The sequence below is a fragment of the Flavobacterium sp. TR2 genome (genome assembly GCF_025252405.1).
Taxonomy (GTDB): domain Bacteria; phylum Bacteroidota; class Bacteroidia; order Flavobacteriales; family Flavobacteriaceae; genus Flavobacterium.
Map to the genome: position 1 here is coordinate 1950968 of NZ_CP104307.1, position 26109 is coordinate 1977076.

Consider the following 26109-nt stretch of genomic DNA (forward strand, 5'->3'; position numbering starts at 1 on the left):
ACATGAGTTTACAAACACAAATCATGGACGAAATTAAAAACGCCATGAAAGCAAAAGATACAGTAGCTTTAGAAGCTTTAAGAGCTGTTAAATCAGAATTATTGTTGGCTTCAACTGCTTCTGGATCTAAAGAAGATTTATCTGAAGAAGATGAAATCAAATTACTTCAGAGATTGGTTAAAACCCGTAAAGAAAGCGCAAGAATCTTTACAGAGCAAAACCGCCCAGATTTAGCAGAACCAGAATTGGGTCAAGTTGCTGTAATCGAGAAGTTTTTGCCAGCTCAATTAAGCGAAGAAGAAGTAGAAGCTGTAGTAGCAAAAATCATTGCTGAAACAGGAGCTTCTGGAATTGCTTCAATGGGTAAAGTAATGGGATTAGCATCTGCTCAATTAGGCGGAACTGCTGAAGGAAAAACTATTTCTACAATTGTAAAAAAATTACTTTCGTAAATATAATTTTAGCCCCGAAATTTCGGGATTAGATTATAGATTTTAGATTTCAATCAGCAATCTAAAATCTATAATCTAAAATCATAAATAAACTGACCTCGTAGTTCAACTGGATAGAATATCAGATTTCGGCTCTGAGGGTTGGGGGTTCGAACCCCTCCGGGGTCACTTGACGGGACAAAGAAGATTTTTTCTTCTTTGTCCCGTTATTCTTTAGGGCTAATTCCTCATTAATTAAGTAAACTATTTGAACAACCTCATTTATTCTTGCGGTTCGAAACTGCTTTTCTTCGATTGTGAATTTTTCAGGATATATTGAACCGATAATACTCCGAAAGTGAGTTAAATCCGCTTCGCTACAGCATTCGTTAAGTTTCATCAAATTTTTAATTCCTGTTTTTAATAAATCGGAAATACTAATGTTGTCTCCAGCTAAATCTGCTAATTTAATTTCAAGACGATGAATTTTATTGTCATAATCTGTTTTCATCTCAGTGTAATCTTTAACTTCAATCTTTCTTGAAGCGAGCAAATCTCTGATGTAAGAAATTTTCTGTTCAAATTCTTTCAGCTGAGAAATGACTCTGTTCTTTTCTGCAATTGATTCCTTGTTGAAATCATTAAAATATTCTTTAACAGCTGTTATGTAAATCTTTTCCGTTTGAGGTTTTGGAATATACTTTTGTAATTCTTCGTAGAAAATGTGGTTAACCTCACACGATCTGATTCTGTAATTACAGCCCTTATAGCAATGATAATACGAGTAATGGCTGTTTCTCCCCTTAGATATACTTGCAGTTAAAATTTTGTCGCATAGAGGGCACTTAAATAAGCCTTTAAGGGGAAATGGTTCGGAGATTGCAGATTTAGTTCTGAAATTCTTTCTTCGTCCTTCTAAAACGTCTTGAACAAGATAAAACAGCGCCTCAGAAATTAATGGCTCGTGTGTGCCCATTACGTATTTTGCTTCCTCGTCTCTAAATTTCGGAATTAAAATTTTTCCACAATAAAGAGGATTGCGGATTTGTCTCCAGAAATTATTTTTACTTGTTTTAAGTCCTTTTCTTTTTGCCTGAAGAAAAATCTGTTCTGTATTGAAAATATCTTTTGCAATTTCTTCAAAACACCATTTTAATATGGATGCCTCAGGCTCGTCAAAAGTTATATACTTCTTACCATCCTCGGTTATTTTATTTATGTAACCTGAAGGAGCCAGTCCCATATATCGCCCCTCTTTTCTAGCTCTTCTCATACCGTGAAAAGTATTTAATGCCCGTCTGTCATTTTCTACTTCAGGAGCTGCCAGATAAAAAGCAAGCATCATTTTGTTTTCTGGAATAGACAAATCTAAAGGCTGTTCTATTGCTTGTGGCTCAACACCCACTCTTCGTAGAGTATTGATCATCTGGTATGCATCGCCAGCATTTCTGCTGAACCTATCCCATTTGGTAAATAAGATTAAATCCGTTTTATTTTTATACCTTTTAATTGTTGCCAGATAAAGTTTCCATTTGGGTCTATTAAACGTTTTTGCAGAATGGTCTTCATAAATAACATCCCTTACAGCAATAGAATTAATCTCACAGTACTTTTTTAGCATTTCCTCTTGATTTCTTTGTGAGTAACCTTTTTCCGCCTGTTCGTCTGTACTCACTCTCACATATAAATCCGCTGTCTTTTTCATCCCTCTTTTTCTTTAAATAATTCAAAACCGTTACTTTGGCAAGCAGTCGTAAAAAATCCAATACTTTACCTGCCTGTTCAAGCGTTACATCTACATTTTCATCTTTCAGCATTTTCATGGCTTGCTCTGCCGTCATTTTTCCTCTTTCATTCTCCTCTTCATTTCTCATTTCACAATTCCTCTTCATTAAAAAAAGACCGAGTCTCGGTCTTTTTTGTTCCACAATCATTCATCGCTATAAAGTTATGACACTTTTTTCATTTTATCCTGATCAAAATATGGTGGGGATAATACAAATATAAAACCTAATTCATTGAGGATCATAAGTAAAATTTACTTGTCATCACTCAATTATTTTTTAGATTATTATAAAGATAAGTCCCTTTTTTGTCAATGTCATGGACATAATATGTACATCAAAACGCAAATCATGAATTAGAATCTAATTACCTTCATCTTTCATATCCTTACACAAATAACTTATTTCATTTATAAGCTCAAATTCATCGATCGGGAACAGCTGAAGCGTTACTCCCAATATAAGCCCTACATCAATATTCTGGTTTAGAACCGTAGGTGGAACTTCTGCACTGTCGTTGTCCAAAGCGATTATACAGAGCTTCATCAGGTTTCTTATAATTGAAAGAAGTTCACAATAATCATATATTCTGATCTCTGCATTATACATGCCTCTTTTATCCTGTGCTGGTTTTAAAGTATTAAGCAGTCTATTGCTTAACATTTCGATTTTTTTCAGTTTTACAATTTCATCTGTTTCCATGATTATTAAATATTTCTTTAGCTTTTTCTATCTTCTCCAGAAAAACTGTCTCAACTTCTTTTTTCATCCATTGCAGTTTCTCATTTGCATAATCTACACTCTCAATATCAAAAGGCTCAGCATGTTCTCCCCATTGCACAGCCTTACGGGCGTATTCCATCTTCTCTAATGCATCCTTTTCTTTTTCAATACATCAAATACATTTCCGAATGAGCTTTTAAATGCACCGACATGTTCCTGCTGGTCAGCTATGTCTTCATGAGGGATCCATTCCCCTGTCAAAAGCCATGAAACATTTATGAACATATACCTGAACTGCTGATGAAGAACATAAAATGCCATTAAGAGATTATCGTTATTATGATGATACTTGAAATCTCTGCCGATTGTAACTGCTTCCGATCTCCACATTTGGTATCTCTTCTTTGTCTGCTTTATTAAGACGCTTTAGTTTTATACTTTTTATATCCATAACGGGCTTCTGCCTATCATTTATATATATAAGATCCGTTTCTCCGCAGTTTAGAATAAAAAAGAGATTTCCTCCTTTCAATTCATCTTTTATGTAGTCCCTGTTAAAAAAACAGAATACAAACTCAGTATGATTCTGGATTACTTTCCATAAATGGTCATTGACATCGTCATAATAATGTTCGCTTTCTCTGCTTATCACTAAAGACATAATCCCGATTTTTGATTCTAAATCTGATTCCGTAAAATAAATGCAGTCAGCTTCGACAAATTCCAAAAGAAGTTTTGCCATTTTCTTTACAGCCCTATATCTGGGATGTTCTTTATGGGTTAGAATATTACAATACATAACTTCTGCTTTTACTATTCAACAGTACACAAGCTTTCTTGTCGCAGTAATTCCGCCTCGGCAATCTCAGTAGCTTTTGCATAAAAAACATCGCATCTTTTCTCTAGAAGTTCTATATCCACTAAACAGGATTTTTTCACATTGCTCCAGCGTAGCGAAGCTGGATTTGCTTTTAACAGATCAAACATCGCTTTATCCTCACTAGTAGTTCGTGGAAAAATATCCGAAGTTAAAGGAGTAAATATTTCACATATTTCAAATAAATACGGCAGTGAAAAATGATCGGGATAATATCCTAAAAACACACTAATAAGTCCCAAGCATATTTGCTCTACAGCGATATGATACATAGATTCCTGAACAAATCCAGTAGTAGTGTAATCAAGCTGGCTTACGCTTGCCAAATAGGTCTCAGCGATTATATTTCTATTTTTCCAATAAGACTTTATACTTTTGATTTTAAATTCTGGAGACCCCTCAAAGGAGATATTTAAAGGCAAATTTTCACGTTCATACGCCTTATAGCCTCTTGTCACAACCTGATGATAAAAATACAGTTGGTTGTGTGTGAGAGAATGCTTGAATTTTGTTTTATGAAATAATAGTGTTACTGTGTAACGGCCTTCAGTTTTGTGTTTTATTATATCGCTGATATCTGCAACGGCATTTATAATATATTCATCCGTTAAAACCAGCAGATAATAGTGAGTATGCGCTTTTTCTCCAGAAACAGATTCTTGAAAAGGGTTTTCAACTGCGTCAAAGTGCTTTTTTTCTCCAAAGCAGTATATACTGCCTGTACTTATGCAGTCAGTAATAATACCGCTCACTGTCTGCAATCCTAAGTTGTCAATTGTTTTCATAATTTTGCTTATTTTAGTTAATACTTGTGTGAAAAATTGTATTTTTGTTTAACACACAGGCAAGTAAGCAATTACTGGTACCGTACCGTATCAAATTTTACCGTACCGTACATGGGATTTTTTGTATCATACATGAATCTCACATTTTTATTCTTAATTATTATCTTTGAGCTATGAGTACATTAACAAAACAAAACCACATGGGGCGTAAAATCAGCCGCATCCGTGAACTGAAAGACATGAAGCAGGAAGCACTGGCGCAGGCTATGGGAACAAACCAGCAGACTGTTTCGATATTAGAAAATAGTGAAGAAATAGACGATGAAAAATTAAAAGAAGTGGCAAAAGCCCTAGGAATAAGCGTGGAAGCAATTAAAAATTTTTCTGATGAAGGCGTAATTAATTACTTCAACAGCTTTAATAATTTTAACGATAATTCGTCATTAAATAGCCAATGCACTTTTAACCCACTGGATAAATTAATGGAATCTGTAGATGAGAATAAAAAACTTTACGAAAGATTATTGAAATCTGAACAAGACAAAATTGAATATTTGGAAAAATTACTAAAAGCTAAATAAGCTTTTATAAAAGATATATTAATTCAAAAAAAAAGAGACTCTACAGTCTCTTTTTTTTTGAATATCTGACAAAAACTATAGCATAGACTGATAAAGTTTATATTGTTCACAAAAGTGTTTAGCATTTTGAAAATTGCTTATATAATATAATTCATTGATCCCTGACTCGGTTTTTATATGAATAGATCCATATAAAACTATTGGGATCTTATAATTATTAACAAACCTTTTATCAGGCGAGCCGTCTCTGTTTACTCTATACCAAGTTTCACCAACAATTTCAGTATCCGTCTGTATATTTTTACTTTCCTCTAAAAATCGAGCTTCTGAATAGTATAATTGGAGATCAGAATAATCAAGAACAGCAATATCATCTTTGGTTTTAAAATATATTATGAAACTTGGATAAAAATAAAAATCCCCACCGTTATAATTTTCAAAATAGAAACTTTTTTCATCTGTTTTAATTGCGGGAATTGATTCTATTGAAAATGCTACCTCATTTCGATGCATTGAAGTCTGTGCTGCAGCTTTCGTATCTGTATTAGCTTCTGAATAAGTCATATCCCAGATTTTATCCGAATTTTTTAATGAAGTAAATGCACTTACAAGATCAGAATATTTATCTTTAAACTCGACCGTTTCAAATTCATATCTAATATTTAAATACGATTCAGTTTGAGCCCGCTTTACGGTCTCAAGAGCAATTCGGCTCTCTTCTAATTCTTCTGTAAGTCTCAGTAATTTCTTTTTATATAAAAATCTAAAAATTGAGTTTTTTGTTTTTAGATATTGCCCATTAAGCGTCTTGTGTTTTTCTGAAAGTTTTGCTACTTCATCTGTAATTATTTCTCTTTGGTAGTAAAGATTTATAATTTTTTCCCTGACACTGCTAAGATTTTTAGAATTTAACCTTTCAGTATTAAAATGGCTTTCAATTTTGCCATATTCTACTTTATCAAAAAGCTGTTTTAAAATATCATTTCCCAGTTCTCGTCCCTTATTCTTTGCTTCCTGAAATTTTGATTCATCTAAGCTACTAACTCTGTCTGTTTCGGTGCGTTTACCAACTGTGAAAACAATCTGATGTGAAATAAGAGACTGATTTAAAAAGTCATTTTGTAAGGCTGTGTCCATAATCTATAGGTTTTAAAGCCAAATCTATTTAATATCAATTCATATTATTTACGGAAAACCATAATTCATAAAAATAAAGAGTTATTCATCTGAAAAAATCTAAACAGGCTTTATGCTCTTTTATTCGACATGTAAAATCTACATATGCCTGAAAAACCTTTTTGTTGATTATTTTAGTGTCCAAAGGATTATTCTATACAAGGCAAAGACAAAATGAAACTTCCCAAAAGAAAAAAAAGCAAAGCAAAATATTGGACACAGCCAGAGAAGTGCGCATAACATTTTTTTTCGTTCCTCAAAAAATGCCCTTCGGGACTTATAGCACTTCACCTGTCTGCTTGTCCAATTGAAGACTACTTTCTTTTTTCCCTTTTCTTTTAAAAAATTTTCAATCGAGACAACCTACTTCTAACCACGTGTATTACAGTAAATTAAAAATTTTACTATATATTTATCACTAATAAAAAACAAACGATTTCTAATTCAATAATTCATTTACTTATGAATCGTCCCAAAATTCTTTTTATAATTCTTTTAAGCCTTTTATTCTTCACACTTATATCTTTTTTATATCGCTATGAAAAAAACAAGATTTTGGAAAAGGAGCTTTCCCGCATTGATAAAGAACTTTATTTAAAAGAGGTCTACTACAAAAAGAAAGTGAAAGAGTTTGAAGAGCTGGAAAAGAAACATAAAAAGCAGACTGACCAACTAAAAGCAGAGCTCTCAATTAAATGATATTTTTATGATTCTCAAAATCTCTTTCCAAGAGCATTCAATTTTTATAGAGTTATTTAGTAAATAGTTAAAAGATAACATCCTACAGCCATCATGACCATATTTTGCGCATGATACATTCAAATATTTTTTCTAAATTAGAATCCTGCTTTTAAAAAATCTCCAAAGATGTCCACGTTCCTGACATCAGCAAGATGAACGGTTGTTTAACAACCGCCTATCTTGCCACCCATTGCCTCGGAACTCGGCGGTGGAGAAACCTAAAAGAAGAGAGTTTGATAACAATGAAAATGATAGATGATGAAAAGAGAAAATTCAAACAGAACACGAATCGTGGGACTGCGATTCACTCCTTTGGAGTTTGCCGAACTGGAAAAAAGATTCAGAGCAAGCACATGCCGAAAATTAAGCGACCACATCAGAAGCCACTTATTCAACAAACCGATTGTAGCCACTTACAGAAATCAGTCGTTAGACGATCTGATGGAAGAGACAGCTGTACTTACTTCCGAATTAAGGGCAATAGGCAATAATATCAATCAGATTGCCAGAAAGATAAACACGCTCAAAACAGTTCCTGAATTTAAAGGACATCTTTATCTGTTCGAGATCCAGAGAAAAAGGCTTTTTGATAAAATGGAAGAGGTCTCAGACCACACCCAAAAAATAGCAGAAAAATGGTTGCAGTCATAAAAACAAGCTCGTCCATAAGAGGCATTCTGAATTACAACGAAAATAAAGTTGAGATTGGAAAAGCGGAATGTATAAGTGCTGTAAATTATCCACTGGAGCTGGGAAAACTGACTTTCACTTCAAAATTAAACCGCTTTCTAAAACTGGCAGAACTCAATACCAATGCGAAGAGGAATTCGGTGCATATTTCGCTCAACTTTGATCCCTCGGAGAATCATTCGAAAGAAAAACTGGCTGAAATTGCGGATGTATATATGGAAAAACTGGGATTCGGCAGACAGCCTTATCTGGTGTATCAGCATTATGATGCAGGACACCCTCACTGCCATATCGTGACAAACAACATTCAGAGGGACGGAAAAAGAATCGATCTGCATTTACTGGGAGTCAGAAAATCAGAACCAGCCCGAAAAGAAATTGAAGAAATGTTCGGACTTGTAAAAGCCGAAGGAAGAAAACAGAAAGAACAATTTTCGTTAAATCCAATAGATGTCGGCAGAGTCCAATACGGAAAGACAGAGTCCAGAAAGGCAATCAACTCAGTTTTAAATCAGGTGTTGCTTGACTATAAATATTCAAGCCTGCCTGAACTCAACGCGGTTTTAAACCTCTATAATGTCCATGCTGACAGAGGAAGCGAGGGATCGAGAGTTTTTAAAAACAACGGACTGCTTTACAAGATACTTGACCAGAATTCAAAACCGATAGGCGTGCCGATAAAAGCCAGCGAATTCTACAGCAGACCTACCTTAAAATTTCTGGAGGAAAAATTCAGGGTAAACGAAACAAAGAAACAATACGGCAAAAGCCATGTTAAAAATGCTGTGAGAAAGGCTTTTTTTGATGAAAGAATAACTACTGTCAAGAGATTATCCGAAAGGCTCGAAAATGAAGCGATTCATACTGTTTTAAGAAAAAGCAATGAGGGAAAGCTTTATGGAATTACTTTTATCGACTTTAAAACACAGACAGTTGTCAATGGAAGCAGTCTGGGAAAAGAATTCAGCGCAAAAGGAATTCAGGAAAGCTGTGCCATGAACATTCTTGCACTTGAAAGGAAATATCAAAAGTCCATTTCAACTGCTCCAGAAAACTTTCAAAATTTGGAATTAAAAGAGTATGTGAAAGAAAATCTGGCAGATATACTTCTACGTGGAGAAAAAATAAATGACTACGTTTCGAAACAATTTAAACAAAAAAAGAAAAGAAGACTTTACAATGGGATATAAAATAGTAAGGTGCATTATGCACCTTTTAGGTTAGCGCCAATTGTTGTAATTATATCCCACTTTCGAGTCTATTTGTGTTGTATACATAAATCTAACTATTTTAATTTGCTTTTTTGTTTTCTTTTGAAAATTGAGCCTTTGAGAAAGAAGCATATTTTAATAAATTCTTATATTTAAAGTATTAAAAAAAGTCATTAATGGAAAAGGAAATTGATAATTTATTATTTTATTATTTTAAAAACCCAGATGATTTATCAGGTATTGTAAAGAATACAGATATAGATTATTTTAAAAGTGAAAAATTATTAATTGATGAGCATGAAAAACTTGTTTTAAATTTTGAATCTGAACTTTTAAATAAAGAACTTATTAACATGTTAGAGATTTCTCTTGGCATTAAACTAAGTAAAAATATATCCAATACGATAAAATATATTGATGAATTTGCAAATTTCCTTATTAAAAAATATTCTGCAGAAAATAATAGAATTCCAGTTTTAAGATTGACCAAAAATTTAAAAATATACTTTTTATTATATAATTTTAATAGTTTAGAAGTCTTTAATTTTCTACTTAATCTACTAAATAGTAAGGATAATCGTCCAAGACATCTTAACTCTTTTGAGGAAATTTATTTCCATTTTTTGTTTCATTCAAAATATGATATAAAAACAATTTATAGCTCTTGTACAGAAACTTACAAGAAAAGCAAGTATCAGTCAAGGCATATTTTTTCATACGTCAAAAAACTTGTTACCTTAAAGATTTTATTATCTAAACAATTATATGAATATGGTTTGGAAAATAATATCCAGCAATATCCAGGATTTGCTCCAACTTTAATTTCTGAAATGTATAATTTATCAGATTCGCAGGCTATTGAATATTCCAAAAAGTTATTAGAGATTGATAGAGCCGAAGCTTTTAAAACTTTTTCTCATTTTAACATAACTTGTAAAGAAGAAGTAGAGAATATTTTTAATCTAACAAAAGATTTAGATTGTAGAACCGTAAATGAAATTGATCAACAAACTTTTTTATTTTGCAAATTGATTGAAAACATTAATATCTCACATGAAATCAGAAATGAGTGTTTCAACAAAATTGTTATACACTTAAAATCAGAAAACTTAGAAATCGCGAATGCTACGTTTCACAATATTACTTACTGTCTTGAAAATTACGAAACCCAGAGATATCAATTATTATTCATTTATTTAAACAATACTAAAAATTTTAAAATTATAAACGATTTTTTCTACACTTTTAAAACGCCAAATTATCTTTTCGATTTCATAATGAAAGATTTTGACGCAAAAGGTTTCAGAAATTCTGCTGATATTTTTGACGATACAATTTCTCATTTTTGGAATGAAAGTAAAAAAGAAGTTGAATTAATAATTCTAAACATGTTCAGTCAAAGAAGGTACTCTCTCTTGGCTTTAAAAATAATATTAAGCAGTAATAGTGATTTTCCTTATCCAATTAATTTCTTAGATATTAAAACTGAAGAAGCTCAAAAAAATGCGATAGATGCTTTTAGTATTTTCCCGTACTCAATTGATAAATTAATACCTCTTATTTTAAAACTAAAAGAATCAAAATTTATCAATGTACGCACACATCTATCAAAAGAATTAGAAAATCTAGTATTTGAAACATACCACGAGTCACTTTATGAACTAGTAATTCCCCATCTTAATGGAATAAAAGATAGAAAGCTTATAAAATCATTAAAAAATGCAATAACAGATTATAAAAACCTAAAAGAACAAAAATCAAAAATTAAAGATCTCAGTCCATGGGAGAATGAGAAGGATTTACTTGATTTATATTACCGCCTAGAACATGAGAATAACGCAAAAATCTCGAAGAACTTCCCAGCTAAAGAATCGTTTTTATCTATGACGAAAGGTACAATTATTGTGCGAGGTAAAGCATGGAAATTAGAAGACCAAGATGAGGCTTTGCCATTACAAGCATTTAAATCTAGTTTATTAATCAACAGCAGAGCATATAAAAATCCAAACAATTATGAGAACGAACTTGAAAATTTTTAAGTAAATGGATATAAAAAACATTATTGTAAAAGAGTATCTAGAATCGTTAACAGAAAAAAATGAGTTAAATAGGATATTTCCAATTCTTTTAGAAGTAATGGGATTCACAATACTATCTAAACCAACCGAGTATATAGGATTGCAAGAATATGGCAAAGACATTGTTGCTGTTGGTGTAGATTTAGATAATGTAAAAAAAAGATTCTACTTTGAGTTAAAAGGAGGTAACGAAAGGGACATTACAAATGAAAACTTTTATGGTAAAGATGGCATTGCAGACTCTCTTACACAGGCTTCTTATAATAAGTTTGTATCAGCATTCCCAGAATTTGACACATTACCCTTAAAAATTATAATAGTTCATAACGGGATAATAAAAGGGGCAGTACAGTCAACATTTGAAAGCATGATTAAGGGTTTGGAAGAAAATCTCAAAAACACAACATTTGACAGATGGGATATTTCTCGTTTAACGATTATGTTTTCAGAGAAACTATTTGGAGCCTACCTGCTTACAGACCCAATAACAACAAAATTATTTAATAGGATTCTCGTTAATCTAAATGCATCAGATGGAATCTCAAAAGATTATACTCAACTAATAAAAATATTGTTAGAGAAAAATGAATGGAAGAAAAATAAAAAACTTGCCAGAAAATGGGTACTACTTTTTGAAAGCTTAAAATTGATTGGTTTCATTATTTATACAGAGTGTAAAGAATATAATAATCTTGAAATTGCAAAAAGATACCTTACACATTTAACATTGGCATTTTGGCATTGGATATTAAAAAATAAACTTGAAAGAGACAAAAAAGTTATCGTTTATTTTGAGCAAGTATTACAATTTTATTACCAAGTTTTAACTGAATATTTTTCAAGAACAATAGATATTGCCTGTTTAAAAGACGGACTATATTCTGAAGATGGCGGAAGATATGAGCAGATTGGATACACAAATCGAACGTTCGAATATTTAGAGTACTTTTGTTTAAGAACTAATATTGATAGATTCTTCAATGGTAAAAACAATGACGAACTTTTTAATAACTTACTGGTTAAGATTATAAATAATAATAATGTTTGCACAAGACCACTCCTAGACATTAACTCCATCACAATAAGTAATATCTTGAATTTATTTATCGAGCTTAATCAAGCTCAAAATGCAAAGAATTATTTATTTCTGGTTGTTCGCCAAATCATTTACTCAAAAGAAAATTTTGACTTTTTACCAGACTGTAATAACAGCATAGAAAACGTAATTAAATTTCTTGTAACAGGTACAAAGCCTGTGTACTATTCCGACAGTACATCACTATTAATAACAATGATTCTGGAATATATTGTAATTTTTGACATGGAACAATCTTACAATGAGTTGAGAGATTTTATAAAAAAGCATGAAATTGACTTAGGCATTTTTATACCATTTCACGGAGTAGGCTCAAAAAACACAAAGCTTATTTCTGATAAAAATAACGATCTAGAAGAACAGCTCTTCTCCAAATCATTTACCGATGGATACCAGTCCGAAATTCGTATAACAGAAAGAAGTCCTTCAAAAAATCTAAGCTTTGCTGAGTTTAAGGAAAAAACTTTAAGGAAGGATAAAGAGTTTACTTATCAATATAGAGCTGCAGAAGCTGGTTTTCCATTTTTAACGGAATTGGCACACACTTACTTTCTAACTCCTTACTTTCCAGATAAATGGAGGAAGTATTTTAATAGGTTTATTCCTGAAAACTAATACCATTTTATTACTTTATAATCTAAAAATATCATACAAAACAAAAAGAGGTTTTCGAACCTCTTTTTTAAATTTCTGCAATTGAATTTTAAACAATTATTCTGTTGTGAATTCTTCAAATCGACTTATATATTTTAATCGAAAATATTTATTCCAGTATTCATCATTTAGATTCAGTTCATTTTTTCCCTTTTCAATAAGATAATATTTATCATTACTTTTTACACCGTAAATTCGATATGATTGCAAAAATTTATTCCCCTTAGTTTTACGAAACACCGAAAATCTAGTTACAGAAGAATTCTTTGCGCCAATGGTAATTGCTACATTAATATCTTTATTTGAATACTCATAAATTCCCTTTAGTTCAAATAATGAATTAGGATAGAGCATTACATGAGGATCATAACCAACTTGCGAACTGTTAAAACAATCTCTGCTAGTAAAAATAGTGTCCTTTTTAGTTGTAATAGCGCAATTTATAAATTTATTGTAATCACGATGTATAAAAGCACCATCAATATAAGGGTATTTACTTTTGTTCTCAGCCATAATGACTGAGTTTTTTCCGTCAATTTTATACATTTCAAACGCTAAATCTTTATAATCAGCTCCCTTTACGTTTTTAGATAGCTTATAGATATTTTCAGATAATTCATGTCTTAATTTATCATTTTCACTTCTAAGAAGAGCATTCGACTCTTGAAGCTTCTTTGTATTGTTATTACTCGCTTTAATTATAGATAATTCCGTTTTTATAAATTTATTATCCAATTTCGTCTCAGAATCAGCTTGTAACTTATTAGTGACCGCAAAATCTAATAATGTTATTGTTATAGAAATTATTACTAAAATTATAATTAGCCACCCAATAGGTTTTAGTCCTTTTGAATTTTCTTTTTTGAAATCAGATATGGCATAAAATACTGCAATAAAAGCAGTAATTAAAATACTTACTGACTTTATTAAATTAACAAGTCCATGTTTTATTATAAAATCAATCATTTCTTTTTAGACTTAGGAGTGATTTGAAAATACTTAGCTATAATTTTGTTTTAAATATATTAATTTATTTAAGGAAAGTTTAATCTTCCATGATAAACTCATATATGAATTGCTTAACAGCTCAACAAAATGAAAAAAGCTTTAGATTTAATTTTGAACATCTCGTCTAGTCAAGATTGTGGCGCTAGCATAAGCGGAGGATCGGAATTTTAAATACTATTTTCGGATTCTTGTTCCTTGTTCTTGTAATTTTAATAATGCTAAGGTTTCTGCCATATCTTTCCCTTTAGAGGAACAAAAGTCTATCAAATCATATTCTATTACACGTTGAATACTTTCTGCTTTATCTGAAATATATTTAATTTTATCTAACAATTCCTCTTTTATTTTTCCAGTATTTAAATCTTCTTCGTTTTCACTGATAACTTTGTGAATCAACCAATTCCTTTGCATTAAAAAAGCATTTAATTCATCTTGCAATGAGAAATTATAGAGTTCCTCTTTAATTGCAATTTTAATAGCCTTTCCTAAAGTATAACTCTGGTTTTGTTTTAAAAATTCATCCGCACGCTCTTTTGTTTCTGTGGGATTCATTTTAAGAGTAATTGAATAACTAAGTGCTTGTTCGACCATTTGGGTTTTCAATACAGCTTCTCCAACAAAACAATACAAATTAATTTCATTGTTGTTGGCCTGTATTTTTGTAACATTTTTTTTCATAACTGAAGCTTTTTTTTGATTAAAATCAGTAATTATCTATTTTGCTATTTATTTTATCAAAAATACTTCTTTAGTGCGCGGTGATTTTGCGTAGTGAAAAATATAATTTCTCATGAATATTCTTAATCAATCGCGCGGATTTGTAATCCTTGCTTTCACTCAAAAGGATGCATTAAAGAAAATCTAGCAGAAATTCTGTTTCGTGGCGAAAGATAAATAATAATGTACCGAAAGAATTTAACAAACGGAAAAAGAGAAGAATATTTAAAAATCTTTACAAATGGCTATATCATTTTATACATTTTAGGTTTAATTATAGAAAATATCAAATCCGAGTAGAAATAGGCCATAGGAAGGGTAAGTATTTTTTAACCCTTAAAAATCATACCCGTTAGCTCTACACCATAGTTTCTTTTAATCGTATCTATAAACTCTCTATCATTTACGTTGGAAACAACGATTATTTTTCGACTGACTCTTGGACAAAATAGCGCACCAAAATTTCCATAATGAAAATGAATACCAATAGCTGATTTATAAGGATCCTTTGAAATTAGATAATTTTGTGAATACGCACCTGTAGAAGCGTCACCAAATGGTATTGGTAAAATCACATTGCCTGATTGATTTTGACTTGTTCTTATAGTTACCGGTCTTCCACTATAAGTAGATAATTGAAGCAGATATTGCAGACCATATTCCGTCCTATGGAACGTAATTCTAAAACCTCCGATACCTGGAATTCCTTTCTCTATAACTTTATCAAATGCTTTGGTTTGACTTTCTAATATTTTATTAGGCTCTAAACTTTTTAAGTTTGGTACAAACTCTCGTTGAAATTCGTTGAAGCCTTCAATATCGCCAATCCAAAAAGACTGATTAGTTACATCTATTTTACCATTCTGCACCTTATATAGCAGTGGCTGATTTTCTAATGATGTAACTAAAAAATCCGTAGTATAATTACTTTCAATATTAAAACTCAAAAGAACTTTTTTGACATTCGTGATGTCGAAAATATTTTCTTTAAACAGTTTCTCTATGGCACTCTGCGCAACTTCCACATCTCCAGCAAATGACACAGCAATACTGGGATTTAGTATAATGCTTTTTAGCACACCACTAAAAATACTATTTCTGTTGGATACAACATTCGGGTCGGAAATCGTGGAGTCACTTTCTACTCTGACACCTCCGTGACATATTTTTGCAATTATTAGTGTCATAATAAAATTGAAAATCTATTACATATATGGAATATCTTAATCTCTAATAATTTATATTGCAAGATATTCTTTTATTAAATCAATTTTTTGCTCGATTTGTTTTTCTGCTTCGGAAGGCTTTAATTCATTTGGTTTAAATCCTTTTATATCCTTATGACAGCTACTACAATATTCTCCTATTTCATTTATTTTAGAACATTCACAATTCCAAACCTCTTTTTCTTTCGAAGACAGCATTTGCTTTTTCATTGTTTTCGTTCCTCTTTCAAAAAAATTACTTTTGATATACTCTAGTATAGTATCTAAATTTTTCTTGTCCGTTTGATCGTAAAATGGCTTATCATAGGTAGCCATTTTTAGTGCTATCTTTTGTACATTAAAATTATCATCGTTCAATAGTTTTATTATTTCGTCATAATTGAATAAATTTAAATCCTTTATAACTTTTGATAGATATTCTGCTACTGAAGTATTTTCGGTTCTTTTAATATTAGCATATAAAAGACTTATTTTTTGATCTTCTTTTAAAACACCAACATAGTTAATAAATCTTTTATTAAAAGAATTATAAGCCTCTCCGTAATTCTGAGGAGTTGTAATTATATCTGAATATCGTTTAAGTATATTGGGAAAAACTTCTTCTATTTGATTTTCGATTACAAAGTTCCAAAAATCTTCATCTGTTGTCAAAATTCCTGATTGAGCTTCTTTAATTAACTCCTGCTTTTTACGTAAAATATTTATTTTTTCAATACTTACAATTTCAACCTTGTCATCTCGATCCGAAAGGGTGTTAGTCGCATTCTCTTTTTCAATAATAACTGCAGTACCAATGGCCGTAATCATAAACATAGATTTTCCTTTACCTGAAATTTCGTCTAGATCAATACTTAATCCTATGATACAATTTCCACCAATTTCGTGTGTTGCAAGTTTTATTTTTTCGATTGCTTCATTATATATTGAAGATAATTGCTTTTGATATGCATTAGATCGACCTCCAAAAACATCAGTTAACCCTCCCATAAAATCACTGAAGAAATTAGTACCAGCAACAACATGCGCGGTAACAGGTTTGAGAGGCTTTTTAATTTTTATTCCTTCTATTGAAGAAGTTGTCAACACTAAAACATCTTTTGGATTTCCCATAACGTTAAATTTTAATATTTATATACAAACCTAATTAATTAAATTAGTCAATCTTTATGGTTTTCCGTAATTAGAATACACTTTTTATTTGTTATTTTGACTATCACATTTTAACTAAACTATCAAAGGGAAAATTCTTTATTTCCTTTTTTAACCTAATTAAAATCAGAAACCTTAAACATCATAAATATGCAGAAAAAATTACTTTCTTTTTTCCTAATTGTGATTTCCTTCTGTCAAGCGCAGGAAAGGATAAATGACAAGCTTCCCGTTATTACAAAAAAAAATGAAGCATTAATTCTTGCAAATGGTTGGTATAAAAGTGAAGCTGGACAATGGATTAGTGGTAAAAACAAGATTCCGCAAGATTTAGGAGAAAATCAGAAATTATTAGGTAATTATGAAGCGTATGGCCTTGGTTCAGATAATTTCATTTCACTAGAAATAAAAGATGTTACTATTGCTGATAGTACATATGCCGTTTTAATTAAAAAATATAGAGATGGATTTTATACTTACAGTTCCATTCAGAAGGGTTGGAATAATAAAATAAGTTGCAAATATTATGTATTTTCAAAAGGTGAGCTCAACAAAATTAAAGAGATTGAAAATGACAATTTAAATAAAATATTGTTTAAAATAATTTACGAAGGAAACTTATTATTCATAAACACAAAGACGTTTAATAATACTACTATTTCAAAGGACATTTTGTCTAAAATAAATGACAAAACCTATTTGGATCATCAAAGCCTAGTAAGTCACCATTTAGGGCTTAACTTATACTATTTTAAAGCAAAAAATATAGTTCAATTTTATTTTTACGATGCCAATTTATATTTCGATGATTCGCTTTATGAAGACTCAGAAGAAACAAAAGCAAAAACTTATTATGAAACAGATGCAATAAGTTTCAAGAAGTTTTTAAATTTTTAAATTTCATGATTTTTTGCCAATAAAAAACACGATTGTTTTCCTAATTTAACTAAATCATGAGAAACAAAGTTATCAGTTTTAGAGAGTTTCTGGAAAGAAACAAAATATTTTTAGAAGTTTTAACAGCTATTGTGTTAACTAGTACAAGCATTTTTGTTTCTTTTCAGGCAAACAACATTGCAAACCAAGCCAATATCATTTCCAGTACTCAAACAGGAATCATGAAAATGGAAAATACACCAAGTATAGAAATACGAAGGACACAAATAATGAGCGATTCCTCTGGAATCGATAATGTTAGTAAATGGACTGTAATCAATAATAACAGCATCATATCAAACTTTGAAATTGAGAAAGAATACGCGTATTTAAATATTGCTAAAAGAACAAATAGTGTAGAAATAGATATTCCGTTGATGGAATATATTAATAGTGATGGAAAATTAACTGGACAAAATGAAGGTGTAGTATATGTATTTGACAACAAGAACTGCAGTAAAAATGAATTACTAATAAGACAAGGAATATGGGATTATGGCTATAGCCAAATAAAAAGTTTCATTGAAATATCATATACTAATGCATTACGAGAGAGGGAGACAAAATATTATCAAATTACACCACTAATTCAAGAAATTTCAACTAGAGAATGGGATTCGATAAAGAATGATTGGAGTAAGAAAAGTAAAAATGTTATTCACTTACAAGATATTGAAACAAACATTGAAAAAATAAAAGAGTATCAGTAATTATTACCCAATAAGCTTTAATTTAAATTTTATACTTAAAATAGAGTTTACTTTTTAGATTGATATTTCACTCAAAATAATTAGATCTTTCAATAAAAGGTTCGAATTCTGTACCGTCAAGGTCACAAAAAAAAATGAAAGCCTGCAAAATATAAACTTTGCAGGCTTTTTTATGGTTCGAAAATTTTTAATATTTTCTTCTAGTTTTTAATTTGATTATTTCTTAAAGTATAAGTTACCAGATTTTTTATATTCTGATGGGTGTTGTTATATTTTTCATTCTCCAATTTAAAGTTCATTTTTTTTAATATTGATACAGAATTAATATTGTCAGATGACGGAAAAGCAGTTATTATTTTTGCTTTTATTTTTTCAAACGCATATTCTATCACTTTTTTGATTGCTTCCGTCATTATTCCTTTGCCTTGAAATTCACTCAACATTTCATATCCTATTTCTACAATTTCATTTTCAACATCAAAATTCCATAAACAAATTGAACCAATTAGATCGTTGTTTTCTTTTTCAGTTATAACCCAATAAATGCATTCATTTCTCGCAATTAAATTTTGCATTTTAATTATATACTCTTCTGCTTTTTGTAAGCTTGATGAATTCTCTCTTCCAACAAAAGCATTTACAGTTGCATCAGAATGTAATTTATGGATTAAAATAACATCACTGTTTTCAATGTTTCTTAATATTAATCTTTCAGTAATTAGTTTAGGGAAATCTTTGAAATTTAATTCCATGTCTGTACTTTTTTGATTAATTTTTTTATGCGGAATTTTGGCTTTCGCTCACTTTGGCTGCTTTTTAGAATTTTTAAAAATATAGTAAACCGAAAACAGAAAGACAATGCCATAAATAACTGCCATTGCTGGGTTCTCAAATTTTAGATTCTTAAAGTCAAATTGCTTGAATAAAGTTGCGCCCAAAATGATTGCAACTATCCAAAAAACAAATGTTATAGGTTGGTTTTTATTTTCCATATTTAGATTGTTGGTTGTTAAATATCATATTTATAGTTTGTCCTGTTCGGCTCTTAATAAATCAAAAATACTCTCGCTCTTAAAGTTCTCCATAAACAAATTAATTAGAGGAACTGTGGGGCTTTTTGGATATTTTTTCATGAATCGGTTAAATTCTTGAATGTTTTCTGGATAAATATATTTCTCATCTGTTGCTCGCTCAGCTGTTGGCGTATTGTCTTGACCGACTAGATAATCCATCTGATAATTTTTGTATTCTTCTTTTACAGACACAATCAATTTTGAATCAGGATATTTCGTCATAAAATTTTCCCATGAAATTATTCTGTCTCCCAAATCTTTAAAAGATATTACAAGTCCGGCATCTGCCGAATAAAGTGTTTTGTTTTCTTCGCTTTTTAGGTGCAAATATTCTTTGTAATCGCTTGTGACGTAATCTTTGAAAATGGTATAATAAAAATCATGTAACGGTTCTATTTCAACATATCCTTCTCCAATTTCCCAAAACTCTAATTGGTGCTTCGAAAGTTTTTCGCCCAAAAGTTTTACCGCTTTTTTATCAGTCTCATCTTCATGGTAAAATTTATCTAATACTGCTGATTCTTTTTCGGCAATCTGCTGCAATAAAGAGCTGTTTTCTTCAGAATATTTTTCGTACAAGGCATTGGCTTCTTTATTAGAAAGTGTTTTTAATTTGAGAACAACTTCATTTTTGTTTTTAGAAAATTGTTCTAAAAGCGATTCTGAATGGCCAGTTTCTGTTGATGTAACAGATTTTGTTTGAATAGTATCACTTTTTGTTTTACTGATGTCAGAAATCGTTTTGTCGTCATTTTTCTTGCAGGCTGAAAGCAAAATTCCGAAAACTAATAAGACAGATAATTTTCTCATTTTAGGATTTGGTTTATTAGGCTAATATAGAAAAATATTCAGAGTATATTTTAGTCATAAAAAAAGGACAAAATAAAATTTGTCCTTTAGTTTATATTTCTAAAATTGATATGGTGTAAATAATTAAGAGCTTAATTTTATTTCTTCGAAAACAAATTCTCAACGACCCAAGCAGGACCAATCAGTAAAAACTGAAGATCTTTTAAGAAAGAAGGTTTTTTGCCTTCAATATTGTGGCCGTAAAACTGTCCGATCCAAGCAATAACGAAAACGCCAATGGAGAATATCCATAACGGAACAATTTGTCCGATATAATAATTGATAACTAAGCAGATTCCAGAAAATATAGCAATTTTTAGCGCCATAGAAATTGATAATCTGATATAGAAAACCAAGACAAAAAGTAGAATTAAAAATGCCCAATTTTCAATAACAGGCGCATTCAATTGCAGCGTATTGGCGATGATCGCACTCGGAATGCTCATTAGCAAACCAACTATAGAAAAGAAAATGGCAGGCACACAAATATAATGTATCGCTTTGTTTGTGGGGTTCTGATGACTTACGGCATATTCTGCAAACCATTGGTCTAATGTTCTCATTTTTTGTGGTTTTAAGGTTAGATGCGTAAATCTAGTAAAATTTCTTTTAGCTTTTACCGTGCTGCATTTTCATTATTTCATCTACAATAGAAATAGCTTTTTCGAGTGTAATCCCGTTTTCTTGATCTAAAGTTAGGAGATGATTTTCCTCAATCATTTTTATTTCCGGAATTAAACCTAAGCCTTGTTCAATAGCAATAGATTTTAAAGATAAAGTTTCGCCGTAAGTAGGCACATTGGTCTGCATCCAACCAAAATAAGGCTCTTGGTTTACTCGGTTTGGATCTTCCCATAAATCCATTCTTAGGCAGAAATTATCTTCGCTTATCGTAGTCCATACATTAAAAACTAAATCTTCGTGATAATCAATAATAGGAATGGTTAATCTGCCGCGATGAAAAAAATGCTCTTCATCGACATAACACCAACTTCCTCCATATTCTATTCTTTGCTCTCTTTCTTCGGGCGGAATGGTAAAATAATAAGCAGGGAATTCATTCCCAAAGCATAAGGGCATTTGCTCAAAAACTTCTCCGCAGCAAGAACATTTGTAAGTATACATTTTTTAATTATTTAGAGCGTCAGCTTTCTGATTGTACTGAAAAACATTATCCCAAAGTTCATCAATCTTAATAAGCGCTTCATTAAGCGGAATCACTTCCCATTTTCCATTAGTTTCTATTCCTAGACCGATGCTTTTTAATTTTAATAAAGCATCATTCACATCAAAATCTAAATCGGTATTTAGTTTGTTTTTAAACCAAAACTCAATCTGATGGTCTAATTCTTCGGCGGTTAAAGGATCCTCGCTCTCGTGTAAAAAAGTATAAGCGAGAATAGTTTCTTTTAAAGCCTCTTCTTCAGAAGAATTTAATAAAGAATAAAATGCACCACTGTTATTCCCAACATTTTTAAAGTATAAACTGTCTGAAAGCGTTTTAGAATATCTGATTTTCTTATTTATGAAATTATTGTATTGACGAAAACAATAAGCTCCTAAAATTCCAAGTGCTATTAAACCTTGATTTAACGAAGTTTTACTGTTTAGCAAATCGATTGTTTCACCCGTTTGATAAGCTTCATACATATTAATCAAGGCCGGAATCACCTTGGCGCTTAATAGAGAAAGTCCTCCAAAAACACCAGGAACCCAAAGCAGCAATTTGTCCTTAAGAGACATTTTCGGAATGGCATTTGGAAAAATAGTTTCAATATCGTTTTTAGGAACACGTTTAAAGATTTTCAGCGCAATAGAACCTGGATCGATTGGCATTTTCCCTAATTTGACTTTCTTTTCTTTTAGATAATCGGCTTCACTGTAATTGAGGTAAATCAAGACACGATCATAATATTCAATTTCGACCTCTTTGGTCCAGAAAAAATATTTTTTGACTTTTTCTTTTGCTTTATGATGCCCACGCGCATAAAGTTCGAAATCTTTAAAAGCATTAAAATCGATAGAAAGATTCAGTCCAATCAAGTCAGATTCATTAAAAGCGTCGTTTAGGGCTTTCTGATTGATTTTGTAATAATTGCCACGTTCGAGAACTTTGAGCAGCGTTTCTTTAAAAATAGGGAAATTGCTTTTATTGATAAACTGTTCGCGCTCTTTTTCGCTTAAATCTGGATCATAGAGCGCATAATGCTGTTTTAGATTTCGGTTAAGATTAAAAGATTCGTAATGGTAATAATGTTCGATAATTTCGAACAGTTTCTTGAAATCATCAATCTTCTGCGAGTTTTCAGCGAAGGCAGCAATTTGCTGTTCCAGTAAAAATTCTTTGTTAAACGGAATATAATGTTCTCTAGTCATGTGGACTTAATTTCGTGGCTTTTACAGAACGCAAAAATACTGCCTGAAATTTGATTTTAGACTTTAATTGTGATGTTTTTTTAACGCAAAGCACGCTAAGAATTTTTAATGCAATATTCAAATATAGCCCGCGGTTTCAACCGCGGGATACTCAGCGATATGGATTGTGTCCTCGTGGTTGAAACCACGAGCTATGTTATAGAATTCGCAAAAAAAATATTGATTTAGCTTTGTGAACTTTGCGTAATTCTTTGCGCTCTTTGCGTTAAAAATATTCCCTTTTTTAACGCAAAGTGCACTAAGATTTTTTAATGCAAGACTTAATAAAATCGCTAAGTTCGCAAAGCTAGACAGAAATATACTTTGCGAACTTTGTGTTTTAAAAAAGATTTCTAATTGCTGTGCAATATTCAAATATAGCCCGCGGTTTCAACCGCGGGATGCTCAGCAATATGGATTGTGTCCTCGTGATTGAAACCACGGGCTCTGTTATAGAATTCGCAAAAAAAATATTGATTTAGCTTTGTGAACTTTGCGTAATTCTTTGCGCTCTTTGCGGTAAAAATATTCCCTTTTTTAACGCAAAGTGCACTAAGATTTTTTAATGCGAGATTTAATAAAATCGCTAAGTTCGCAAAGCTTTATCTAGATAAAGCGTAGTGGTCTCACAAACTTCTCAAAAAAAACTTAGTGAACTTTGCGTAATTCTTTGCGCTCTTTGTGGTAAAATAAGCGATTAGATAGGTAAAACAAAAAAAGTGAAATTTCCAATCGGTACCAGCGATTTGAAATCCCACTTTCTGTTCCAAAAAAAAAGTGACAAAAAATTAAAAAGCTTTCTAGTAGAAAACCTTGCCTAAACTAAAAATTATTCAGTACAATATTAGCACAAAATAATATGGTGGCTATAGGTGTTTATACCTGTTTTTGTAAATGGCAGAAGATTTTGAGTAATTGGGGTGTAAAGGTTATTGCGATACCGTTTTTTTAAGTTCAATTACACCTTGAATATATTTTATTAATTCTTCTTTCCTTACTGCATAAGGAGCTTTTTCTGCTTCGGTGTTCAAGTATAGATTGGCAATACTTTCTGCATCGAGATTTTGAGTGAGGTAATGATGTTCTGCGAATTCTATTAGATGATCTATAAAAAGTTCACGCTGTTTTCCTTTTTCAATCGTTTCATGATCACCTTCTTTTATTTTTTCTATTACAGATTCTGGCAAATCGATGGTAAGGTACATACAGTCAACAGCAACTATATTAGGCAGTTCTTTGGGGACCCTTCCCGTTGCATCGCAGTAGGCGCATGGAGCAGGAGTCCATTTCAATTGTCGGTTTAAACGAATAATATCTTCCAAGTCAACAAATCTTTTACCAAGACATCTGGGGCATTTAATAGTGGATCGCTTAAAAAAATTAAAAATGTTCATTGGTTTATAAACGCTTAGTGGTTTGGTTGTGCGGCGAATTTAAAGAATTAAGTAAGAAAAGTAGCTTGATTCGCTATTTTTTTTAAGAAAATAATGAACAAAATCGCGAATTCGGATAATTACTATAGATTTAAAACAAATAAAAATAGTAGCAGATGAAATTTGAAATCTTTGCGATCATTATAATGCAGCGAATTTTTGTCTGATAAAATTTAGTAAAAAATGGTTTCTAAATTGTTCAAAACAAAAAGCCCAACTAACAGAGGCGAGCTTTTAAAAAATTATCTAATGATCATAATTGGCAAATTATCTCATTAAAAAAGATTATTTAATAGACAAATTGTTTAATAAAATCTGATACTTCCTTCCCACAGGAACAATGTCGCCATTTGCCATCGTAAGGTTTTTGGCTGTAACGGCAGAAATTTTGTCTGTATTTACAATATAGGACCGATGGACTTGTACGAAATGCGCGCAGTCAATCTCGGCGCTTATACTGGCAAGTGAGCCGTAAATAACAATAGGAGATTTTAATTTACAATTGTACAATTTCATGTAGTTGCCGAGACTTTCAATATATAAAATATCCGAAAGAGGCGTTTCAATTGCCTGTCCGTTGGAGCGATAAGAAAGTGTTTTTTCGTCGCTGCTGTTTTCTTTTTTTATGTTATTTCCTGAATGATACGTTTTGGCTTTTTCTATTGCCTTAGAAAACTTATCAAGCGAAATAGGCTTTAAAAGATAATCGATGGCATCGTTTTGATAGGCAGAAAGCGCAAAGTCAGAATAAGCGGTTGTTACAATTGTGAGTGGGCGCTTGGGTTGTAATTCCATCAATTCTACACCAGAAATAACAGGCATATTAATGTCAAGAAAAATAATATCATATTGATTCTCGTTGAGCAGTTTTATGGCTTCCATGCCATTAAATGCACTTCCAGAATGCTCAAGTTCGTCAAATTTGGAAATATGCGAAATCAAGGCTTTGTGTGCCGGCGATTCGTCATCAATTATCAGACAGCGGTAGGTAAGTGCCATATGCTCAATTTTACGATAAATGTGTTTTTTTCTTTTCTACAGCATAAAGTATGTTTTAAGCCATATACTTCCAATCTTCTTTTTAAGTTTTCTATTCCGATTCCAGTGCTCGAAAGCCTTGATTCTGTATCCAAACAATTGTTTTTAAGAGTAAAGCATACACTTCGGCACTGTACTTTCAAGTCAAGATTAATAAACGGTTCGGCAGTTTCGGCAGAAAACTTCACCGCATTTTCTACCAAAGGCAAAAAGAACAAAGGCGGAATTTCTATTTGGTCATGCACACCTTCAATGTTTTGTTTTACAGATAGTCTTTCGTTTCGAAAGGTGTAATATTCAATATATTTTTTAATAAAAGCAATTTCTTCCTGCATTAAAACAAAATCTTTTTTTGAAGCCTCTATCTGATAGCGCAGCAAGTCTGAAAGATTTAGTATTCGATCTGGAACTTTTTCTGGCTCGGCCAAGGCTTCTCCGTAAAGATTATTCATAGCATTCAATAAAAAATGCGGATTCAGCTGTTGTTTTAAAAATGAAAGCTCCGATTTGAAATTAATGATGTCTTTGTCGGCCTGGCTCATTTTTTTACTGATTACAATATGCAGAAAATAAAAAAAACAGCCGTTTATAATCAGTGATACAATCTGAAGCGTTTTTAAATTCCCCAACCCGACAAGCGGAAAAAACCAATTCATAAAAAAGTAAAAGCCAGTCCAATAAATTGCGAGAAGCGTGAAAAAGATTTTAAACCTTTTGTGGAATAAAAA

Annotated in this window: 29 protein-coding genes and 1 tRNA gene; 10 read left to right on the forward strand and 20 right to left on the reverse strand. The window is 31.4% G+C overall.

The features are described 5' to 3' along the window. The first annotated feature begins 2 nt into the window (after positions 1 to 2). Entirely contained in the window at positions 3 to 452 is a 450-nt protein-coding gene (locus tag N4T20_RS08840) for a GatB/YqeY domain-containing protein (protein WP_260672668.1), read from the forward strand. A 94-nt stretch (positions 453 to 546) separates the two neighbouring features. Next, positions 547 to 620 (forward strand) — tRNA-Arg (locus N4T20_RS08845). On the opposite strand, the gene N4T20_RS08850 is transcribed toward N4T20_RS08845, so the two are convergent. From N4T20_RS08850 to N4T20_RS08875, 6 genes are all read right to left on the reverse strand, one after another. Beyond that, positions 574 to 2136: a recombinase family protein gene (locus tag N4T20_RS08850; protein ID WP_260673102.1), complete on the reverse strand. Its 1563-nt coding sequence runs from the start codon at positions 2134 to 2136 to the stop codon at positions 574 to 576. The genes N4T20_RS08845 and N4T20_RS08850 overlap by 47 nt on opposite strands. Continuing rightward, the gene (locus N4T20_RS08855) at positions 2033 to 2365 is read right to left on the reverse strand and encodes a hypothetical protein (RefSeq protein WP_260672669.1); all 333 of its coding nucleotides are present in this window, start codon (positions 2363 to 2365) and stop codon (positions 2033 to 2035) included. The genes N4T20_RS08850 and N4T20_RS08855 overlap by 104 nt, the downstream gene beginning before the upstream one ends. Positions 2366 to 2578: 213 nt before the next feature. After that, a complete protein-coding gene (locus N4T20_RS08860) occupies positions 2579 to 2917 on the reverse strand; it encodes a hypothetical protein (RefSeq protein ID WP_260672670.1) in 339 nt (112 codons plus the stop codon). Further along, positions 2904 to 3077 (reverse strand): hypothetical protein, encoded by a 174-nt coding sequence (locus N4T20_RS08865; RefSeq protein WP_260672671.1) that lies wholly within the window; start codon positions 3075 to 3077, stop codon positions 2904 to 2906. The genes N4T20_RS08860 and N4T20_RS08865 overlap by 14 nt, the downstream gene beginning before the upstream one ends. Before the next feature lie 198 nt (positions 3078 to 3275). Beyond that, complete coding sequence (locus N4T20_RS08870; RefSeq protein ID WP_260672672.1) at positions 3276 to 3680, reverse strand: hypothetical protein; 405 nt, start codon at positions 3678 to 3680, stop codon at positions 3276 to 3278. A 71-nt stretch (positions 3681 to 3751) separates the two neighbouring features. Continuing rightward, positions 3752 to 4600, reverse strand: coding sequence for a hypothetical protein (locus N4T20_RS08875; protein WP_260672673.1), 849 nt, complete (start codon positions 4598 to 4600; stop codon positions 3752 to 3754). 173 nt (positions 4601 to 4773) lie between these two features. Here N4T20_RS08875 and N4T20_RS08880 point away from each other — a divergent pair, with 173 nt between their 5' ends. Further along, positions 4774 to 5181, forward strand: a complete 408-nt coding sequence (locus N4T20_RS08880; RefSeq protein ID WP_111422510.1) for a helix-turn-helix domain-containing protein — start codon at positions 4774 to 4776, stop codon at positions 5179 to 5181. Between the two features lie 75 nt (positions 5182 to 5256). Here the strand turns inward: N4T20_RS08880 and N4T20_RS08885 are convergent, their stop codons facing one another. Further along, the gene (locus N4T20_RS08885) at positions 5257 to 6318 is read right to left on the reverse strand and encodes a hypothetical protein (RefSeq protein ID WP_260672674.1); all 1062 of its coding nucleotides are present in this window, start codon (positions 6316 to 6318) and stop codon (positions 5257 to 5259) included. A 594-nt stretch (positions 6319 to 6912) separates the two neighbouring features. On the opposite strand from N4T20_RS08885, the gene N4T20_RS08890 reads away from it, so the two are divergent. From N4T20_RS08890 to N4T20_RS08910, 5 genes are all read left to right on the forward strand, one after another. After that, entirely contained in the window at positions 6913 to 7056 is a 144-nt protein-coding gene (locus N4T20_RS08890; RefSeq protein ID WP_260672675.1) for a hypothetical protein, read from the forward strand. A gap of 297 nt (positions 7057 to 7353) precedes the next feature. Beyond that, entirely contained in the window at positions 7354 to 7749 is a 396-nt protein-coding gene (locus N4T20_RS08895) for a MobC family plasmid mobilization relaxosome protein (protein ID WP_260672676.1), read from the forward strand. Beyond that, the gene (locus N4T20_RS08900; RefSeq protein WP_260672677.1) at positions 7734 to 8978 is read left to right on the forward strand and encodes a relaxase/mobilization nuclease domain-containing protein; all 1245 of its coding nucleotides are present in this window, start codon (positions 7734 to 7736) and stop codon (positions 8976 to 8978) included. The genes N4T20_RS08895 and N4T20_RS08900 overlap by 16 nt, the downstream gene beginning before the upstream one ends. Positions 8979 to 9175: 197 nt before the next feature. Further along, positions 9176 to 11038, forward strand: coding sequence for a hypothetical protein (locus N4T20_RS08905; protein WP_260672678.1), 1863 nt, complete (start codon positions 9176 to 9178; stop codon positions 11036 to 11038). A 4-nt stretch (positions 11039 to 11042) separates the two neighbouring features. Beyond that, on the forward strand, positions 11043 to 12788 hold the full coding sequence (locus tag N4T20_RS08910) for a hypothetical protein (protein WP_260672679.1): 1746 nt from the start codon (positions 11043 to 11045) through the stop codon (positions 12786 to 12788). 96 nt (positions 12789 to 12884) lie between these two features. On the opposite strand, the gene N4T20_RS08915 is transcribed toward N4T20_RS08910, so the two are convergent. The 4 genes from N4T20_RS08915 to N4T20_RS08930 all read right to left on the reverse strand — a co-directional run bounded on the left by N4T20_RS08915 (position 12885) and on the right by N4T20_RS08930 (position 16888). After that, positions 12885 to 13793 (reverse strand): hypothetical protein, encoded by a 909-nt coding sequence (locus N4T20_RS08915; protein WP_260672680.1) that lies wholly within the window; start codon positions 13791 to 13793, stop codon positions 12885 to 12887. A gap of 216 nt (positions 13794 to 14009) precedes the next feature. Beyond that, complete coding sequence (locus N4T20_RS08920; protein ID WP_260672681.1) at positions 14010 to 14513, reverse strand: hypothetical protein; 504 nt, start codon at positions 14511 to 14513, stop codon at positions 14010 to 14012. 368 nt (positions 14514 to 14881) lie between these two features. After that, a complete protein-coding gene (locus N4T20_RS08925; protein WP_260672682.1) occupies positions 14882 to 15739 on the reverse strand; it encodes a hypothetical protein in 858 nt (285 codons plus the stop codon). 51 nt (positions 15740 to 15790) lie between these two features. Next, positions 15791 to 16888, reverse strand: coding sequence for a YbjQ family protein (locus N4T20_RS08930; RefSeq protein WP_260672683.1), 1098 nt, complete (start codon positions 16886 to 16888; stop codon positions 15791 to 15793). A gap of 189 nt (positions 16889 to 17077) precedes the next feature. On the opposite strand from N4T20_RS08930, the gene N4T20_RS08935 reads away from it, so the two are divergent. After that, positions 17078 to 17824, forward strand: a complete 747-nt coding sequence (locus N4T20_RS08935) for a hypothetical protein (protein ID WP_260672684.1) — start codon at positions 17078 to 17080, stop codon at positions 17822 to 17824. Positions 17825 to 17880: 56 nt separating this feature from the next. Beyond that, entirely contained in the window at positions 17881 to 18573 is a 693-nt protein-coding gene (locus N4T20_RS08940; protein ID WP_260672685.1) for a hypothetical protein, read from the forward strand. Positions 18574 to 18773: 200 nt separating this feature from the next. Here the strand turns inward: N4T20_RS08940 and N4T20_RS08945 are convergent, their stop codons facing one another. The 9 genes from N4T20_RS08945 to N4T20_RS08985 all read right to left on the reverse strand — a co-directional run bounded on the left by N4T20_RS08945 (position 18774) and on the right by N4T20_RS08985 (position 25923). Further along, positions 18774 to 19325 (reverse strand): GNAT family N-acetyltransferase, encoded by a 552-nt coding sequence (locus tag N4T20_RS08945; protein WP_260672686.1) that lies wholly within the window; start codon positions 19323 to 19325, stop codon positions 18774 to 18776. A gap of 48 nt (positions 19326 to 19373) precedes the next feature. Then, positions 19374 to 19565 (reverse strand): hypothetical protein, encoded by a 192-nt coding sequence (locus tag N4T20_RS08950; RefSeq protein ID WP_260672687.1) that lies wholly within the window; start codon positions 19563 to 19565, stop codon positions 19374 to 19376. 30 nt (positions 19566 to 19595) lie between these two features. Beyond that, a complete protein-coding gene (locus N4T20_RS08955; protein WP_260672688.1) occupies positions 19596 to 20456 on the reverse strand; it encodes a hypothetical protein in 861 nt (286 codons plus the stop codon). A gap of 137 nt (positions 20457 to 20593) precedes the next feature. Next, positions 20594 to 21058, reverse strand: coding sequence for a DUF962 domain-containing protein (locus N4T20_RS08960; protein WP_260672689.1), 465 nt, complete (start codon positions 21056 to 21058; stop codon positions 20594 to 20596). A 46-nt stretch (positions 21059 to 21104) separates the two neighbouring features. Next, entirely contained in the window at positions 21105 to 21620 is a 516-nt protein-coding gene (locus N4T20_RS08965; RefSeq protein WP_260672690.1) for a DUF2199 domain-containing protein, read from the reverse strand. A gap of 3 nt (positions 21621 to 21623) precedes the next feature. Next, positions 21624 to 22871 (reverse strand): TMEM143 family protein, encoded by a 1248-nt coding sequence (locus tag N4T20_RS08970; protein ID WP_260672691.1) that lies wholly within the window; start codon positions 22869 to 22871, stop codon positions 21624 to 21626. A gap of 968 nt (positions 22872 to 23839) precedes the next feature. Next, on the reverse strand, positions 23840 to 24232 hold the full coding sequence (locus tag N4T20_RS08975) for a hypothetical protein (protein WP_260672692.1): 393 nt from the start codon (positions 24230 to 24232) through the stop codon (positions 23840 to 23842). A gap of 396 nt (positions 24233 to 24628) precedes the next feature. Further along, positions 24629 to 25342 carry a LytR/AlgR family response regulator transcription factor gene (locus N4T20_RS08980; RefSeq protein WP_260672693.1) on the reverse strand — a complete coding sequence of 238 codons (714 nt, stop codon included), beginning with the start codon at positions 25340 to 25342 and terminating at the stop codon, positions 24629 to 24631. Beyond that, entirely contained in the window at positions 25318 to 25923 is a 606-nt protein-coding gene (locus tag N4T20_RS08985) for a sensor histidine kinase (protein ID WP_260672694.1), read from the reverse strand. The genes N4T20_RS08980 and N4T20_RS08985 overlap by 25 nt, the downstream gene beginning before the upstream one ends. Positions 25924 to 26109 lie beyond the last annotated feature (186 nt).